The organism is Pseudohaliea sp. (assembly GCF_054552115.1).
Genome location: NZ_JBTOLW010000002.1, coordinates 60596 through 75868 on the forward strand (window position 1 = coordinate 60596; position 15273 = coordinate 75868).

The 15273-nt window shown below is 66.3% G+C and carries 14 protein-coding genes; 8 read left to right on the top strand and 6 right to left on the bottom strand.

Annotation, left to right across the window (positions count from 1 at the left end; translation table 11 throughout):
* Positions 1 to 88: 88 nt before the first annotated feature.
* The 4 genes from ACX93N_RS01505 to ACX93N_RS01520 all read left to right on the top strand — a co-directional run bounded on the left by ACX93N_RS01505 (position 89) and on the right by ACX93N_RS01520 (position 7021).
* A complete protein-coding gene (locus tag ACX93N_RS01505; RefSeq protein WP_459426618.1) occupies positions 89 to 2473 on the top strand; it encodes a S9 family peptidase in 2385 nt (794 codons plus the stop codon).
* A complete protein-coding gene (locus tag ACX93N_RS01510) occupies positions 2470 to 4131 on the top strand; it encodes an amidohydrolase family protein (RefSeq protein WP_459426619.1) in 1662 nt (553 codons plus the stop codon). The genes ACX93N_RS01505 and ACX93N_RS01510 overlap by 4 nt, the downstream gene beginning before the upstream one ends.
* 202 nt (positions 4132 to 4333) lie before the next feature.
* On the top strand, positions 4334 to 5926 hold the full coding sequence (locus tag ACX93N_RS01515) for an N-acyl-D-amino-acid deacylase family protein (RefSeq protein WP_459426620.1): 1593 nt from the start codon (positions 4334 to 4336) through the stop codon (positions 5924 to 5926).
* Between the two features lie 18 nt (positions 5927 to 5944).
* Positions 5945 to 7021: a YkvI family membrane protein gene (locus ACX93N_RS01520; RefSeq protein ID WP_459426621.1), complete on the top strand. Its 1077-nt coding sequence runs from the start codon at positions 5945 to 5947 to the stop codon at positions 7019 to 7021.
* A 52-nt stretch (positions 7022 to 7073) separates the two neighbouring features.
* On the opposite strand, the gene ilvB is transcribed toward ACX93N_RS01520, so the two are convergent.
* Positions 7074 to 8933 carry a biosynthetic-type acetolactate synthase large subunit gene (gene ilvB / locus ACX93N_RS01525; RefSeq protein ID WP_459426622.1) on the bottom strand — a complete coding sequence of 620 codons (1860 nt, stop codon included), beginning with the start codon at positions 8931 to 8933 and terminating at the stop codon, positions 7074 to 7076.
* Between the two features lie 132 nt (positions 8934 to 9065).
* Here ilvB and ACX93N_RS01530 point away from each other — a divergent pair, with 132 nt between their 5' ends.
* Both ACX93N_RS01530 and ACX93N_RS01535 read left to right on the top strand, forming a co-directional pair.
* Positions 9066 to 9560 carry an Lrp/AsnC family transcriptional regulator gene (locus tag ACX93N_RS01530; protein ID WP_459426623.1) on the top strand — a complete coding sequence of 165 codons (495 nt, stop codon included), beginning with the start codon at positions 9066 to 9068 and terminating at the stop codon, positions 9558 to 9560.
* 149 nt (positions 9561 to 9709) lie between these two features.
* On the top strand, positions 9710 to 10204 hold the full coding sequence (locus tag ACX93N_RS01535; protein WP_459426624.1) for a transcriptional repressor: 495 nt from the start codon (positions 9710 to 9712) through the stop codon (positions 10202 to 10204).
* Between the two features lie 19 nt (positions 10205 to 10223).
* Here ACX93N_RS01535 and ACX93N_RS01540 read toward each other — a convergent pair whose 3' ends face one another.
* Both ACX93N_RS01540 and ACX93N_RS01545 read right to left on the bottom strand, forming a co-directional pair.
* Positions 10224 to 11381 carry an ABC transporter permease gene (locus tag ACX93N_RS01540; protein WP_459426625.1) on the bottom strand — a complete coding sequence of 386 codons (1158 nt, stop codon included), beginning with the start codon at positions 11379 to 11381 and terminating at the stop codon, positions 10224 to 10226.
* Between the two features lie 49 nt (positions 11382 to 11430).
* Complete coding sequence (locus tag ACX93N_RS01545) at positions 11431 to 12117, bottom strand: ABC transporter ATP-binding protein (RefSeq protein WP_459426626.1); 687 nt, start codon at positions 12115 to 12117, stop codon at positions 11431 to 11433.
* A 114-nt stretch (positions 12118 to 12231) separates the two neighbouring features.
* Here ACX93N_RS01545 and ACX93N_RS01550 point away from each other — a divergent pair, with 114 nt between their 5' ends.
* A complete protein-coding gene (locus ACX93N_RS01550) occupies positions 12232 to 12726 on the top strand; it encodes a hypothetical protein (protein ID WP_459426627.1) in 495 nt (164 codons plus the stop codon).
* On the top strand, positions 12723 to 13355 hold the full coding sequence (locus ACX93N_RS01555) for a DUF3299 domain-containing protein (protein WP_459426628.1): 633 nt from the start codon (positions 12723 to 12725) through the stop codon (positions 13353 to 13355). The genes ACX93N_RS01550 and ACX93N_RS01555 overlap by 4 nt, the downstream gene beginning before the upstream one ends.
* Positions 13356 to 13392: 37 nt before the next feature.
* On the opposite strand, the gene ACX93N_RS01560 is transcribed toward ACX93N_RS01555, so the two are convergent.
* Genes ACX93N_RS01560 through ACX93N_RS01570 form a run of 3 tightly spaced genes read right to left on the bottom strand, consistent with a single transcriptional unit; the run spans position 13393 to position 15134 of the window.
* Positions 13393 to 14076 (bottom strand): ZrgA family zinc uptake protein, encoded by a 684-nt coding sequence (locus tag ACX93N_RS01560; protein WP_459426629.1) that lies wholly within the window; start codon positions 14074 to 14076, stop codon positions 13393 to 13395.
* A 1-nt stretch (position 14077) separates the two neighbouring features.
* Positions 14078 to 14488: a MerC domain-containing protein gene (locus ACX93N_RS01565; protein WP_459426630.1), complete on the bottom strand. Its 411-nt coding sequence runs from the start codon at positions 14486 to 14488 to the stop codon at positions 14078 to 14080.
* The gene (locus ACX93N_RS01570) at positions 14478 to 15134 is read right to left on the bottom strand and encodes a DUF1826 domain-containing protein (RefSeq protein ID WP_459426631.1); all 657 of its coding nucleotides are present in this window, start codon (positions 15132 to 15134) and stop codon (positions 14478 to 14480) included. Before ACX93N_RS01570 ends, ACX93N_RS01565 begins: the two co-directional genes overlap by 11 nt.
* Positions 15135 to 15273 lie beyond the last annotated feature (139 nt).

Below are 15273 nucleotides of genomic sequence, written 5' to 3' on the forward strand. Positions count from 1 at the left end.
TGGTCATTTACAAACCGTCTCCCCGGCAACAATCTTCCTTGATTTGGATGCGCTTGCCAATACAACGGCGGCGCCCGTCGGAGTCACTATGCGCTACCTCCTGATTGCCGCCACATTCACGATAACAGCGTCCAGTCTCGCCGCCCCGGACCTTGAGGAGCGCTACCTTGCCGCGGCGCGCTTCGAGAGCTGGAACCGCGACCATTACGTGCGCAACGACGCCATCGAGCCACGCTGGACCGGCAACGGTGACGCGTTCTGGTACCGCAGAGAAACGCGGGAGGGCCATGACTTCCTGCTGGTCGACCCGCGGACGGCCACCCGTCGGAAGGCCTTCGACCACGCGCAGGTCGCACACTTCCTCGGCAACGTATTGAAAGAGGACGTGAGCGAAGCGGCACTGCCCTTCGACACCTTTTCCGTGGACGGCGATGGCATCGCCTTCGAGGTCGGTGGCAACCGCTACCGCTGTGCCGGCGATGGCTGCCGCGCCGCCCCGCGCGAGAACACTCCCGACGGCAGCGTGAGATCGCCGGGCGGCGCCTGGTCGGTTTTTTTCCGCGGGCACGATCTCTGGGCCCGGGAAACAGCCAGCGGAAGCGCCTATCCGCTCACCCGGGGAAGCACTGCCGACAGCGCCTTCGGCATTTCGACCGGCACTGACATAAGCACTATCACCCGCCGGCGCCAGGGTTTGGCACCGAAGCCACTTGTCGTCTTCTCGCCCTGCGGTGAACGCTTCGCCGTGCAACACGTGCAGCAGTCGCAGGTCGGTGAACTCAGCCTCATCGACCAGGCACCGGCCGGCAGGAGCCGGCGGCCCACCCGCTACACGATGCGCTATGCCATGGCCGGTGACCGCAACAAGCCGCTGGCGACGCTGGCGGTCTTTGAACTCGCCGAACGCACACGGACAGACGTCGATGCCGAGCCGATGGAGCTGGTCTTCTCCACCCTGACCCATCCGTTGGCAGTGGATCTGCGCTGGGAGAACAACTGCGATTACTTCCAGTACATCCACCGTTATCAGGGCGGCAAGGGCTTCAGCATCCGTCGCGTTCACGCCGCCTCCGGCAGCGTGACAACGCTCGTGGACAGGCCCGGGGCAGCGACCACCTTTCCCGGGCCCACCATGGCGATGGGCGCCGTGTTCCGCCCCGTCGGAGACGGCGGTGTCATCTACTTTTCTGACGACGACGGCTGGGGCCACCTTTATTTCCGCGCAAAAAGCGGTGAGGAACGCCAGCTGACCCGTGGCGCCTGGAGTGTTCACGACATCCTGCACCTGGATGAGGAACGGGGCGAGGTCGTGTATCTCAGGGGACGAGCCGAGGCCGACGGCAACCCCTACGAAACGGTGGCCGCCCGCGTCTCCCTGCGTGGAGGCGACAGCCGGGTACTGACCCCGGAAAGCGGCGTGCATCAGGTCAGCGCGACGGATTTCTCGCCTTCCGGCTCTCACTTCATCGACCGTGTCGGCAGCATGAAAGATGCGGGAGAGACGCTGCTGCGCAATCGCGACGGCACGGTGGTCATGAGCCTCGCGAAAACGGACATCAGCCGCCTCGCGCTGGACGAGAGTACCTATCCCCAGGTATTCACGGTGACGGCGGCCGATGGCGAGACGGCTCTCTGGGGCCACCTGTTCCGCCCCTCGCACTTCGATCCGGACGCTCATTACCCGGTCATCGACTCAATCTACCCCGGGCCACAGCACGGACGTCTTAAACACACCCTCATCGATGCGCTCTACCGGCCCTTCGGCAGCCCCCAGGCCCTCGCAGAGCTTGGTTTCATCGTGCTGACGATCGAGGGGCGCGGCACCCCCGGCCGTTCCCGCGCCTTCAATTACCCGGAGGGCGTGAACCTCCTGGCAAAGGCAGGCTTTCTTGAAGACCATGTGGCGGCAATCAGGCAGCTGGCGGCGAGCCGCCCCTGGCTGGACCTGGACCGCATCGGCATCTATGGCCACTCCGGCGGAGGTTATGCGTCCACCCGAGCGCTGCTGACCTATCCCGACGTCTACCAAGTGGCCGTAGCTTCCGCAGGCAATCACGAGCAACGCTCCTATATCCCTGTCTGGGCCGAGAGCTACCTCGGAACGGCGGACCCGGCGCGCTACGCGGCGGCATCAAACGTCGCGCTGGCGGGGCAGCTGGAGGGGAAACTGCTTCTTGTCATAGGCAACATGGATGACAACGTGCATCCGACGCAGAGCTATCAGCTGGCCCAGGCGCTCATCGATGCCGACAAGGACTTCGACATGCTGGTGCTGCCGAGGGCCAACCATCGTTTCGAGGCGGAAATGCCCTACTTTGTCAAGCGACTCTGGGGCTACTTTGTCGAGCACCTCATGGGAGAAAAGCCACCGGCACACTTCTCTTTCCGCCCCGACCAACCGGCAACTGCCGCTGCAGACGACCAGCCGGAGCCTGCTCCCGGCACAAGCCCTAGCGCGAGGCCAAACCGATGAAACAGTACAGACAAGGCATCCCCTGCGCGTTTACGCGCGCGTTCACGCTGACGATGTTTTTCGCCCTGGCGCTGCTGCCGCCCGCGGTCACTGCCGACGTTCTTCCCGGCGACGAGATGGCCGAACTCATCGGCGGCAAGGACATACTGCCGCGCAAAGCTCCCCCGCGGGACGAGGGCAGCGGCCCCTATGAGCGACTGGTGATCCGGGGCGCCACCGTGATCGATGGCACCGGAGCACCGCCGATCGGTCCGGCGGACATCGTGATAGAAGGCGACCGCATCACGGATGTCCGCCTGGTCGGCTACCCGGGCCTACCGATCGAGGACCGGCGGCGTCCAGAAGGCGGTGATCGGGAGCTGGATGCCAGTGGCATGTACGTGCTCCCGGGCCTCATCGACTCCCACGCGCATATCAGCTCGAGCCAGCAGGCCGCCTACGGTGAAGCGTCCCCCGCGGAATACGTGTACAAACTCTGGCTGGGCCACGGGATCACCACCGTGCGCGAGATCGGCTCCAGCAATGGGCTGGGCTGGACCATCGACCAGCGGCGGAAGAGTGCGCGCAACGAAATTACCGCACCGCGTATCTATGCCTACGCCATGTTTCCGATCAAGGAATACATGGATATTTCCGTCGATGCGGGCGTGGCCTGGGTCCAGGCGGTCAAAGACGCCGGTGCCGATGGCGTGAAGTTCCTGAATGCAGCCCCGGCGGTAATGGAAGCGGCGCTGGCAGAAGCCGAGCGCCAGGGCCTTCGCACCGCTTTCCACCATGCACAGATGGCGGTCACCCGCATGGACGTACTGGACACGGCGCGCTGGGGCCTGACGAGCATGGAGCATTGGTACGGCCTGCCGGAGGCACTCTTCGATGACAGGACCGTGCAGGACTATCCCGGTGACTACAACTATGCCAACGAACAGGACCGCTTCGGCCAGGCCGGCCGACTCTGGGAACAGGCCGCCGAACCGGGCAGTCCTCACTGGAACGCGGTCAGGGATGAGCTCCTCGAGCTCGACTTCACCCTGGTTCCCACGTTCACCATCTACGAGGCAAGCCGCGACCTGATGCGCGCGCGGACTGCCGAGTGGCATGAGGACTACACCTGGCCGACACTATGGCGGTTCTTCCAGCCAAACCGGGCCGCGCACGGCTCTTACTGGTTCTACTGGACCACGGCCGACGAGATCGCCTGGAAGCGCAATTACACCCGCTGGATGACCTTCGTCAACGACTACAAGAACCAGGGGGGCCGCGTTGCCGCGGGCAGCGACGCAGGCTTTATCTACAAGGTTTACGGCTTTGCCTTCATCCGGGAACTCGAGCTGCTGCAGGAGGCCGGTTTTCACCCCCTCGAGGCATTGCGCGCGGCCACGCTGGATGGTGCCGAACTCCTTGGCGCGGCAGACGAACTGGGCACGGTCGAGGTCGGGAAGAAGGCCGACCTGGTGCTCGTCGAGGAGAATCCGCTTGAAAACTTCAAGGTCCTTTACGGGACCGGCACCACCCGTCTCAACGAGCAGAACCAGCCCGAGCGCGTTGGCGGCGTTCGCTGGACCATCAAGGACGGGATCATCTATGACGCGAAACGCCTGTTGAGGGACGTCAGGGACATGGTCGCCGCTGAAAAGGCCCGGGAGCAGCAAGATGGCTAGGCTGACCTATCCCGGGCCCGCGAAGGGGCAGGCACCTCGACGGGGTGCTCTCCGCGGGGCGGAGACCGCAGGTGACCCGGCGGCTCATGCCGCGTTCCACCGGGCGACGCTTCCCGCCCTGTACGTTGCGCAGCTCTTCCTTGTTCTGCTGCTCTTGCCGGCTGCCACTGAAAGCGCCGGCGGTCAGCGGCCGGCGCATGACGTGATTCTGAAAAACGGGCTGATCGTCGATGGCAGCGGCAACCCGCCCTATCGCGCGGACCTCGCCATCCGCGAGGACCGTATCGCCGCTATCGGCGACCTCGACGGGGCAACGGCACCGCTGCAGATAAACGCGGCCGGCAAGGTGATAGCGCCCGGATTCATCAACATGATGAGCCAGGGGGGAACGTCCCTGATCAGGGACGGGAGGGGCCTGTCAGATCTCCACCAGGGTATCACCACCGAAATACTCGGTGAGGGTTTCTCCCTCGGGCCGTTGAGCGAGCCCATGAAACAGATTTTTCCGCGCTACTGGGATGGCATAGAGCCGGAGTGGACGAGCCTGGATGACTATCTCCAGTTCCTCGTACACCGTGGGGTCTCTGCCAACGTGGCGTCCTTCGTGGGTGCTGCCACGGTGCGGGTGCATGTCCTTGGGCTGAGTGGCGCGCAACCGGATGCCTCGCAGCTTGAGGAAATGCAGGCGCTGGTGCGCGATGCCATGCGCGATGGCGCCCTGGGCCTTTCGAGCGCGCTGATCTACACCCCCGGCAAGGAGGCGCGCACGCCGGAACTCGTCGCGCTGGCGCGCGCCGCGGGTGAATACGGGGGAATCTACGCCTCGCACATACGCAACGAGGGCAAAGGCGTGTTCACCGCCCTTGACGAGTTCTTCACCATCCTGCGGGAAGCCGACGTGCCGGGTGAGATCTTTCACCTGAAGCTGGCCCACCCGGAGGTCTGGTCACGGGTGGACGAACTGGAGGCCCGGCTGCGCAAGGCCCGGGACAGCGGCCTGCGCGTCACCGCCGACATGTACCCCTACGCGGCGGGCTCCACGGGGCTGGATGCCATCATGCCCTCCTGGGCCCTTCAAGGTGACATGGAAAGCTGGGTGGAGCGGATGCAGGATCCGGCAAGCCGCAGACGTATCCGCGAAGCCATGCGCGAGGATACCCCGGAACGGGAAAACATGCTCGCGAGTGCTGGCGCCGACGGTATCCTCCTCGTTGGCTTTCGCACCGCTGAACTCAGGAAGTACCGCGGTATGACCCTGGCGGAGGTCGCAAAGCAGCGGGGAACGAGCCCGGAAGATACCGCCATGGATCTGATTGCCGCGGATCGATCGCGGGTCATGGCCGTCTACTTCACCCAGTCCGAAGACGTGGTGGAGCGCATCCTCCAGCTGTCCTACGTCAGCTTCTGTACCGACGGCGCAGCCGTGGCCGCCGAGGAGCCTTTCCTTGCCGGGGCACCCCATCCGCGGAGCTATGGCACCTTCCCGCGAGTCTTCGGCCGTTATGTGCGTGAAAAAAAGACGCTGAACCTGCCGCAGGCCGTGCGCAAAGCCAGCGGTCTGCCCGCAGACACACTCTCGCTGAGCGAGCGTGGCTATCTGAAGCCGGGCTTCTTCGCCGACGTCATTGTGTTCGACCCGGATGAGATTATCGACAAAGCAACCTACGAGCAGCCACACCAGTATGCCCGCGGCGTCAAGCAGGTTTTCGTCAACGGCAAGCAGGTCATCGCGGACGGCGAACACACCGGCGCCACGCCGGGCCGGGTCCTTCGCGGCCCCGGCTGGCAGCGCTGACCCTGGGCTGAGACCCTCGTGCACTGGCGCCCCTACCTGCTGCCCGGGCTAGTTTTCCAGTCGGTGATCATCGGTGGTGGCTACGCCACCGGCCGGGAACTGGTCGAGTTCTTCATGCCGCTGGGGCCGCTCGGCGGTGTCCTCGGTCTGCTCACCGCCGGCGGCGTCTTCGCCGTTGTCATGGGCACGGCTTACGAATTTGCACGCACCACCGGCGCCCACGATTATCGAACGTTCTGCAAGCGCCTGCTCGGCCGGGGCTGGGTGCTGTATGAGCTCGCCTACCTCGCCCTGGTCGTACTCATCCTCGCCGTACTCGGATCAGCCGCGGGCGAACTGGCGAGCGCCGCGTTCGGCCTGCCGTCGGCCGGGGGGACCCTGGTCATGATGACCCTCGTGGGCCTGCTGACCTTCTACGGCTCCAAGCTCATCGGCAATGTGCTGGCCCTGTGGTCCGTGTTGCTCTACGCGGTCTACTGCCTGCTCTTCGTCGACACCTTCACATCCTACGGAGACGATATCACCCGTCACCTGGCCGAAGCGGGTGAACCCGGCGCATGGCCGCTGGCCGGCCTGCGCTATGCCGGCTACAACATCAACCTGCCTGCCGTCCTGTTCTGCATGACGATTCTCACGACACGACGCCAGGCACTGGGGGCGGGGCTGCTGACAGGGGTCATCGCCATCGTGCCGGCCCTGCTCTTCTACCTGGCCATGCTTTCCCAGTACCCCGAGATTGCTCGCGAGCCGGTGCCGGCGCTGTACCTCATGGCGCAGCTGGACCGCCCGTGGCTGGAAAACCTGTTCCAACTGGTAGTTTTCGGTACCTTCGTGGAAACCGGCGCCGGTCTGCTCCACTCCATCAACGAGCGCATCGACGTGCAGGTGCACGAGGGCGGACACTCCCTGCCGCGGTGGGCACGCCCGGCCATCGCCGCGCTGTTATTGACCCTGTCTATCTACGGGGCAACGGCCGTCGGTATCGTCGACCTGATCGCGCGGGGCTATGGCCTGCTCAGCTGGGTCTTCATCATCATTCTCATCCTGCCCCTGCTCACGATTGGCCTGTGGCAGCTCCTGCGTGCCAACGACTGAGGGGCTGCCACGCGGCGCCTGACTCACCGTATCTCCAACCTGGTACGGTGAGTCAGATGTTACCTCCCTGACGCTCCCGCGCGTCCGACCGCCTATCCTCCGGCCCGAGGATCATCTCCCGGTAACTGCCGCCGGCAGGGATCATCGGGTAAACGTTCTCCTCTGCCGCCACGATGACGTCGAGAAGATAGGGCTCGTCCGGGTCAGCCAGCAGCCGTCCCAGCGCGGCGTCGAGGTCTTCAGGACGGCTGACTCGCTCCCCCTTGACGCGGTAGCCAGCAGCAATGGTCGGGAAGTCCGGGTAGATGTCCCCCTCCCCCTCGGCCTTCACCGCCATCGGGTCAGCCAGGCCCGATTCCGCCCGGTGCCCGTCGTAGATCATGTCCTGCCACTGGCGCACCATACCCAGCCACTGGTTGTTGATCACCATCACCTTGACCCCGATGCCGTAGCGCCGGCAGGTGGCCAGCTCGTGCACGGTCATGTTCAGGGAGCCGTCGCCGTCGATGTCGATCACCGTCGCCTCCGGGCAGGCGACCTTGGCGCCGATGGCCGCGGGCAGGCCGTAGCCCATGGTGCCAAAGCCGGAGCTGGAGAGGAAACCCCGCGATCGGCGGCTCCGGTAGTGCTGCATGGCCCACATCTGGTGCTGGCCGACGCCGAGGCTGACGATGGCATTGCCGTCGGTCAGCTCACTGATACGGGCTATCGCCTGCTGCGGGCTGATGCGGTCGGCATGCCGGGGCAGCGGGTACGGGAAGTCCCGGCGCAGGCCGTCGAGATAACCGAGCCAGTCGCCGCGCGCCGCTGTCCGCGCGCAGGCCACCAGCTGCGGCAGGGCCACGGCCAGGTCCGCGCACAGCGGCAGCGTTACCGTCTTGTTCTTGTTGAGCTCGGTGCGGTCGATGTCGATATGGATGATCTTCCCGTCGGCTATAAACGCATCGACGCGGCCGGTCACCCGGTCGTCGAAGCGCACGCCGAGCGCAAGCACCAGGTCGGCCTCGTTGACCGCGACGTTCGCCACCTTCGATCCATGCATGCCGAGGCAGCCCAGCGCCAGCGGATGCTCCGGCGGGAACACGCCGTGCCCCATCACCGTGGTGGTCACCGGGCAGGCGAGCGCCTCCGCCAGCTGCCGGAGCGCCTCACTGCAGCCGGCCGCCACGATGCCGCCGCCGGCGTAGATCACCGGCCGCCTGGCCTCGCCGATCAGTCGGCAGGCCTTGGCGAGCTGGTTCTCGCCCAGCCCGCCTGCTTCCGGTTCCGGCGGCTCGATAACGGCGGGGATCGGTGGCGGTGTGTAGTTGCCCGCGGCGTCCTTGGGGTAGTGCTGCTGGATATCCTTGGGAAGGTCGATGAGTACCGGCCCGGGCCGGTTGCCGCCGGCGAGGGCAAAGGCCTCGCGCACCACCGCCGGGATCTCGCTCACCCGGCGCACCAGTGTGCTCTTCTTGGTGATCGGCCGGGTGATGGCGACGATATCGACTTCCTGGAAGGCGTTCTTGCCGAGCAGCGGCGTCGGTACGTTGCCGGTGATGGCAACCACCGGGGTCGAATCGCTGTTGGCGTCGGCGAGCCCGGTGACCAGGTTGGTGGCGCCGGGGCCGGACGTGGCCAGGCAGACCCCCACCCGCCCGCTCGCGCGGGCGTAGCCCTGGGCGGCGTGCACGGCCCCCTGCTCGTGCTCGGTGCGCACGCAGCGGATGCCGGCACCGGCGAGCACGTCGAAGATCTCGAGGTTGGCCCCGCCGGGGTAACCGAAGAGCAGGTCGACGCCCTCGGCTCTGAGCGCCCGGGCCAGCAGCTCCGCACCGCGGGCTGCACCGGCCCGCTGCCCGGGCTGGATATCGGACAGGCGGCCCCCGGTCACGGACGCCTGGTCCCCGTAGGTGATGTTGTCGACGCCCATGGTGCCCCTGTCCTCCCATCGCAATAAGGCACAGCTTAGCCCGGGAATCGCGTCGGCGTAATTTGTTTGCTGCCCTGCGGGTCACGTTATGAGTATGATTGCTGCATCTTCGAGACCATAAGAGTAATTTTCATGCAGTCAGACCCCGTGAAACTCGACAAGCTCGACCGCCGCATCCTCGCCCTCCTCCAGCGCGATGCGGGCCTCAGCGCCGCCGAGATCGCCGAGCGGGTGGGCCTCACCCAGCCGCCTTGCTGGCGCCGCATCCGCCGCCTGGAGGAGAACGGCATCATCGAGCGCCGCGTCGCCCTCCTCGACCAGCGCAAGCTCGGCCTCTCGGTCACGGTCTTTGCCAGGGTGAAGCTCTCCGCCCACGGCAAGCGCTCCCTGCCCGAGTTCGAGGAGCAGATCCGCGACCTGCCGGAGGTGCTCGAGTGCCACACGATCATGGGCGATTACGACTTCCTGCTGAAGATCGTCACCCGCGATATCGACAGTTACGAGACGCTGTTCCGCAAGAAGCTGTCGCAGATGCCCACAGTGCAGGAAATTCACTCGAATGCGGCGCTTTCAAGGGTGAAGATCACGACGGAACTGCCGATCGATCAGGGAGAGCTGACGATTTAGGGCAACAGCGGCGGTTACAGCGTGCGTTCCTGGCAAAACGCCCGCCGCGACTCATGCGTTGGCATAGGCCTCCCGGCCCGCTCAGCCAGACACCCCGCTGGCTGGCCGCGGCCATCAAAGGAGGCGGCGGGTTGTGATAGCATCACGTCATGGCCACGTCACAAGCAAAGCGCAAGGCATCGCGACGGCAACTGGAAGCGGCCCTGGCGGGCGCAGAGCGCCTCTGCCGTGATTCGGACATCCGCCTTACAAGCAAGCGCAGGCGCCTGCTCGTGTCGCTGGTACAGGCGACAGGACCTCTATCGGCCTACGAACTGGCGCAGGCTTACCGCGACGAGAACGGAGAGGAACTGCCGGTCATGACGGTCTACCGCATGCTGGACGTTTTCATGGAAGCGGGCGTTGTCCACAAGCTGCGCTCAACCAACCAGTACATGCCTTGCAGCCATATTGCCTGTGACCACCCGCATGCCCGGGCCCAGTTCCTGATCTGTGACGGCTGCGGCCTCGTCCGGGAAATGGACTTCGCGGAGAAAGAGCTGCGTCAGCTCGACCGCAAGGCGCGCTCCTCGGGCTTCCACCTTTTCCGCGATCAGCTCGAGCTGCACGGCCTTTGCGACACCTGCCAGGGCGGGGCGAGCTGAAGGCGAAGCAGCGCCAGCCCTACCGCCGCGCCAGCGTTGCCCCCAGCGCCGAGCGGTAGGCACCAAGGGCCGGCGCAAGCGCACACAGCAGTGCCAGCGCCAGCACCACGCCCGCCAGGGTCATTGCGGTTCCGCCCGGCATGTAGATCGGCAGTAGCAGGCCGTAGCTTTCCCTCAGCCAGTCGCGGCTCACGAGGCTGGCGGCACTCACCAGGGCCATACCCCCGGCAAGTCCCAGCACGCAGAGCAGCAGCGCCTCGGCTTCCAGCAGCAGGAAGATGAAGGACGGTGTCGCCCCGATCGTGCGCAGCACAGCGAGCTCACCCCGCCGCTCGCGCAGCGACGCCAGCAGCATCGTGCTCATGCCCAGCAGCGCGGACAGCAGCACGAGGCCGGAGATCACGCGCAACACGTTCTCCACGGAACCGAGCACCCGCCACAGCTGCGACAGGGCTACCCCGGGAAGAATGGCCTGCAGCGGCTCTGCGCCGTAGTCGTTGATCTGGCGCTGCAGGCGAAAGGCCAGCATGCGCGACTTCAGGCCCACGAGCAACGCCGTAATCGTGCGCTCGGAGGCCGCGGCCTGCAGCGACGTTGCGTTGAAGCCCTCGTGGATCAGGTCGATGGCTTCGAGCGACACATGCACCGTATCGTCCACCGGCGTGCCCGTCCGCTCGAGGATGCCGGTGACGGTGAAGGGATGATCGTCGTGCTTGACGAAGCCCACGCCCCCGGTGCCGTGGGCGAGCACGATGGCCCGCCCGACGCCGTAGCCGAGCTTGTCAGCCACGTTGGCGCCGAGCACCGTACCCAGGGTGCCGAGCTCGGCTTCCCCGGCCGCGAGGGCCAGCGCGCGGTCGCTGCCGTAGCGGTAGTGGTCGAAGTAGGCCGCGTTCGTGCCAAGCACGCGAAAGCCCCGGTGGCTGTCGCCCAGGGACAACGGCACTGTCCAGGCGACTGCTGGATCGGCGGCAATCGCCTGGTAACTGTCCCAGCGTATGTTGTTGGTCGGCTCACCGATGCGAAAGACGCTGTAGAGCAGAAGGTTGAGCTGACCGCCGCGGGCACCGACGATGAGGTCGGCCCCCGACAGCGTGCGGCCAAAGGACTCCCGTGCCTCCTGGCGGATGAACTCGACCCCGAGCAGGACGAACACGCTGATCGAGATAGAAAGCACGCACAGCGCCGCGGTGCCACGCCGACTCCAGAGGCTCGTTCGAGCCAGCTTAAGCAGCATCGGGTGCGACCGCAGGCTCCGCCGCATTCAGCTCGGTAAGATCTGCCGTATGCTCGAAGTGCGGCGCGAGCGAGGCATCGTGACTGACGAACAGCACCGTCGTCCGACCCTGCCCTGCCAGCGCCAACAACAGGTCGACAAAGGCATCGCGCGCATCGGCATCCAGCGCCGACGTGGGTTCGTCGGCGATGAGCAGGGCAGGCCGGTTGATAAGGGCCCGCGCGATGGCCACCCGCTGCTGCTGGCCGACGCTCAGGGCCCCCGCCTGCCTGGCCAGCAGCCCTTGCGGCAGCCGCAGCTGGGCGAGGAGCTCTGCGGGGTCCAGCGGGTCGCCGGTGCGACCGAAGCGCACCGCGAGTGCCAGGTTGTCGGCCACCGGCAGGTACGGCAGCAGGTTGAACTGCTGGAACACGACGCCGATGTGCCTGGCGCGGAAGCGATCGCGGCCGTGGCCCCGCAGCGAAGCGAGATCCTGGCCGCAGACCGACAGGCGCCCTGCGCTCGGAACAAGCAGCCCGCAGACGAGGTGCAGGAGCGTCGACTTGCCACTGCCCGACGGGCCGCGCAGGAAGGTCGAGGAGCCCTCCGGGACACACCACTGATCAATGGCGAGAACCGTCGGCCCTCCGCGATAAGCGAAGCGGAGGTCGGCGATGTCAATGGCAGAGCCCTGCATGGCGCACCTGCGTGGGGGTAAAGTGGCGGCGGCAAGGCCGGCCGACTCGATTGGTATGGATAGACGACGTTTGCTACGCTGTAAGATAACAATCGAGACCAGAGATAGAAAGCCATGGCCACGAAGCCTAAATCGGCCCGCAGTACCGGCCGCGAGCGCGCGCAACCCTGGTGGTTGCTGCCTGTCCTGCTCGTGCTCACGGGCCCGGCAGCCGCCTGCGGCATGCACGGTTTCGGCTTCAGCCCGTTTGCTTCCGCTCAGGTCGCCCAGCGCGGGCCGGCGCTCCCCCCGGGCACCCGCCTCGACGTGGAAGGCTTTGTCGCCGTTGTTCCCGGGGCCAGCGCCGAGCTGAAGGTGTCTTTCGCGACCCCGGAGGCGTTCCGTGACCCCGCGCTCACCCTCGACGTCCCGGAGCGCGTCCACTTCGAAGGGTCCCGCGAGCCGCCGTTGCCGCCGATCGAGGGAACGCTCTCCATGCCCTTCGTCGCCGAAGCGGGCTACCACTGGCTGACCCTGACGCTGCACGGCACCGTCGATGGCGAAGCCGTGAGCCTGGTCCGCCGCGTCTACGTCACCGCCCGGTCGCCGGGGGACATCGCCGCCCGATGATCCGCAGCGCTTCCTTCGCAGTGCCGCTGCGCCGCAGCGGCACTCTCGCCCCCTGGCCGGCGCTCACTGCCCTGCTCTGGCTGCTGGCCTGGTGTACAGGCACAACACCGGCGCAGGCCGCGGACGAGTACCGCACCATCGAGTGGATCGACCTCATACCCGAGGCAGACCTGGACGCCCTGATGAATCCGCCCGATGCGCTGGCCGCGATTGCAGACGGCTCGGCGCAGGACCAGCTGCCCGCGGAGGGTGGCGCCGTACCGGGCCTGGGCGACAGCGAAAAGGCGCAGCGCTACCGGGCGGCGCTGGAATCGACCGCGGTCAAGCCGGAATTCGACGGACAGCAGGTGCGCATTCCGGGCTTCATCGTGCCCCTGGCTTTCGACGAGACGCGGATGATCACCGAGTTCTTCCTGGTCCCCTATTTCGGTGCCTGCCTGCACTCGCCGCCGCCGCCACCCAACCAGATCATTCACAGCCGCTTCGGGGGCGGCCTGTCTCTCGACGATATCTACGACCCCTACTGGCTGGAAGGCACGCTCTCGGTCGGCATCGAGGCGACGGACCTCGGCACCGCCGCCTACCGCATCGAGGTCGACCGGGTCACCCTCTTCGACGAAAGCTACTGATTTTAAGACACCTGCTGAGCAGGGTCGTAAAGCTTGTTCAGGGTAACTCCAGCGAGAGTCGTGTCGCCTCGCGGCTCAATGCTGCACTGCCGGCAGCGCTGTCACTGATCCAGGCGGCTTCCACCCGTTCCAGTGCCGGGAAAGCGCTGAAGGCAGTCAGCGTCAGGCTCTCAGGGCCACCCTCCGTACAGGCGAACCCGTAAGCTACCTCCAGGTCCGAATGGCCGCCGTGCTCCGGCGCCCCGGCTTCTTCGTCGTCATCGTGGTGTGCACCGGCATGGTGTTCCTCGTGTTCGTGATGTTCCTCGTGTTCGTGCTCCTCGTGGGCTTCGCCGTGGCTGTCTTCCACAGCCATCGCGTCCCGGGGCAGCTCGGCGGAGAAGGGGGCATCGACAGCCACGCTCTCGAGCTCGCAGGTCGGGGACAGCTGCAGCACCGACGCCTCCGGCGTCCGCAGGGCATCCAGGGCCGCCTGCACGACCTGCGCCTCCTCTTCGGAGGTCGGCGGGTGCTCGAAACCGAAAAAGACCTGGGCGGGCCCACGGAGCACCACCGACAGGCTGGGGCCGGCCAGGCTGACCTCCAGCACGGCCTTGCCGTGGACATGGGCCTCCGCGGCCAGGGCCGGCGTAGCCCCCGCTATCGCGGCAGCGAGGAGCACCTGCGCCGATCGAGCAGTGGCGGCAAGCGGGAGCAGCCGCAAGGGACGTAAAACGGACATCTCAAACCTCCTGCGCAGTGCGCGTGGCGGCGGGAGCCGAGCGCAGCCAATGACGGTTGAGCGCATGCGCGACGAGCATGAACAGCCCGCCCGCGATGGAGAGCGGCGCCTCCAGCTCGTGCCCGAGAACCACGGCGGAGACGAGCAGCGGCAAGCCGACACCCGCCAGCACCAGGGGCTCGATTCTGCCATGCACCCGCCGCGAAGGCAGCAGGCTCCAGAGTGCAATGGCGGGTACCAGCAGCAACAGCAGGTAGTGCAACCACTCCTCACCGAACAGCGCGAGCCCCGCCAGCGAGCTGCCGAAGAATGCCAGCAGCAACGGCGCCGCGCAGTGGATGATACAGAGACCGGAGCAACCGATCCCGAGCCAGTCCCGGCGGGACGGCGCGACGGGCAGCTCACCGCTCACGGCTGAGCCCATCGATGCAGAGCATCAACCGTGGGCCGGCGCCCGGGTCCGGCGAACGGTGCACGAAACCCCGGCCCTCATTTCCCGGCCAGCTTTCGCCCTTGCACAGGAGCACCCCGCCTGCCGGCAGCTGGTGCACCGTCGCCTCCCCGCCACGCACGGGCAGCTGGCGCAGGTCCGTTACCGGCCGCCCGAGCTGGCTGCGATCGACATCCTCATTGGCGAGGTACTCGGTGCCCGGCCCCGCGTAGGTGGTGAGCAGCCGGCAGACCACCCGGTCGACGTGAAAACGCGGACACATGGCACGGTCGAGGGCCCGCAGGCGGATACCGAGGAGGTCGACCTCGAACAGGCAGGCATACATCGCCGCGAGCTCGGCGATGTCATCGCGCAGCGACGGCAGATCGTCGGGGATTTCACTCAGCAGCCACTCCTCCAGCGCTGTCGTCCGCACACTGGCCTCGCTATCGATGGCATCGAGACGCCGCTTCGTCTCGCCGCTCGAAGTGAGCTGGACGGGAGGACGTTCCCATACCGCGGCGTTCACATCCTCATCATAGATGGCGGCGAGCGTCTCCGCGGTCGCACCGGCAACGACCCTCGCCGGCAGGCGCTCCTGGAGAACGGCGGCCTCGGGGCGGCTCATGACGGCACCTCCGAACGCGGGGCACGGTTGCCCCTCGAACTCACCGGGACGTCACTCGAGCGCTGACTTTGAAACACTGGCACCTCCACCGTGGTGATCGCTTCGCAGTATGTTATGTTGTAGCATATAGCCTTGCAAG

Excerpts from the sequence above, each read along its gene's own strand:
- ACX93N_RS01505 (WP_459426618.1), top strand. The coding sequence starts at position 89 with ATGCGCTACCTCCTGATTGCCGCCACATTCACGATAACAGCGTCCAGT.
- ACX93N_RS01510 (WP_459426619.1), top strand. The coding sequence starts at position 2,470 with ATGAAACAGTACAGACAAGGCATCCCCTGCGCGTTTACGCGCGCGTTC.
- ilvB (WP_459426622.1), bottom strand. The coding sequence starts at position 8,933 with ATGGGCGTCGACAACATCACCTACGGGGACCAGGCGTCCGTGACCGGG.
- ACX93N_RS01530 (WP_459426623.1), top strand. The coding sequence starts at position 9,066 with ATGCAGTCAGACCCCGTGAAACTCGACAAGCTCGACCGCCGCATCCTC.
- ACX93N_RS01535 (WP_459426624.1), top strand. The coding sequence starts at position 9,710 with ATGGCCACGTCACAAGCAAAGCGCAAGGCATCGCGACGGCAACTGGAA.
- ACX93N_RS01545 (WP_459426626.1), bottom strand. The coding sequence starts at position 12,117 with ATGCAGGGCTCTGCCATTGACATCGCCGACCTCCGCTTCGCTTATCGC.
- ACX93N_RS01550 (WP_459426627.1), top strand. The coding sequence starts at position 12,232 with ATGGCCACGAAGCCTAAATCGGCCCGCAGTACCGGCCGCGAGCGCGCG.
- ACX93N_RS01555 (WP_459426628.1), top strand. The coding sequence starts at position 12,723 with ATGATCCGCAGCGCTTCCTTCGCAGTGCCGCTGCGCCGCAGCGGCACT.
- ACX93N_RS01560 (WP_459426629.1), bottom strand. The coding sequence starts at position 14,076 with ATGTCCGTTTTACGTCCCTTGCGGCTGCTCCCGCTTGCCGCCACTGCT.
- ACX93N_RS01570 (WP_459426631.1), bottom strand. The coding sequence starts at position 15,134 with ATGAGCCGCCCCGAGGCCGCCGTTCTCCAGGAGCGCCTGCCGGCGAGG.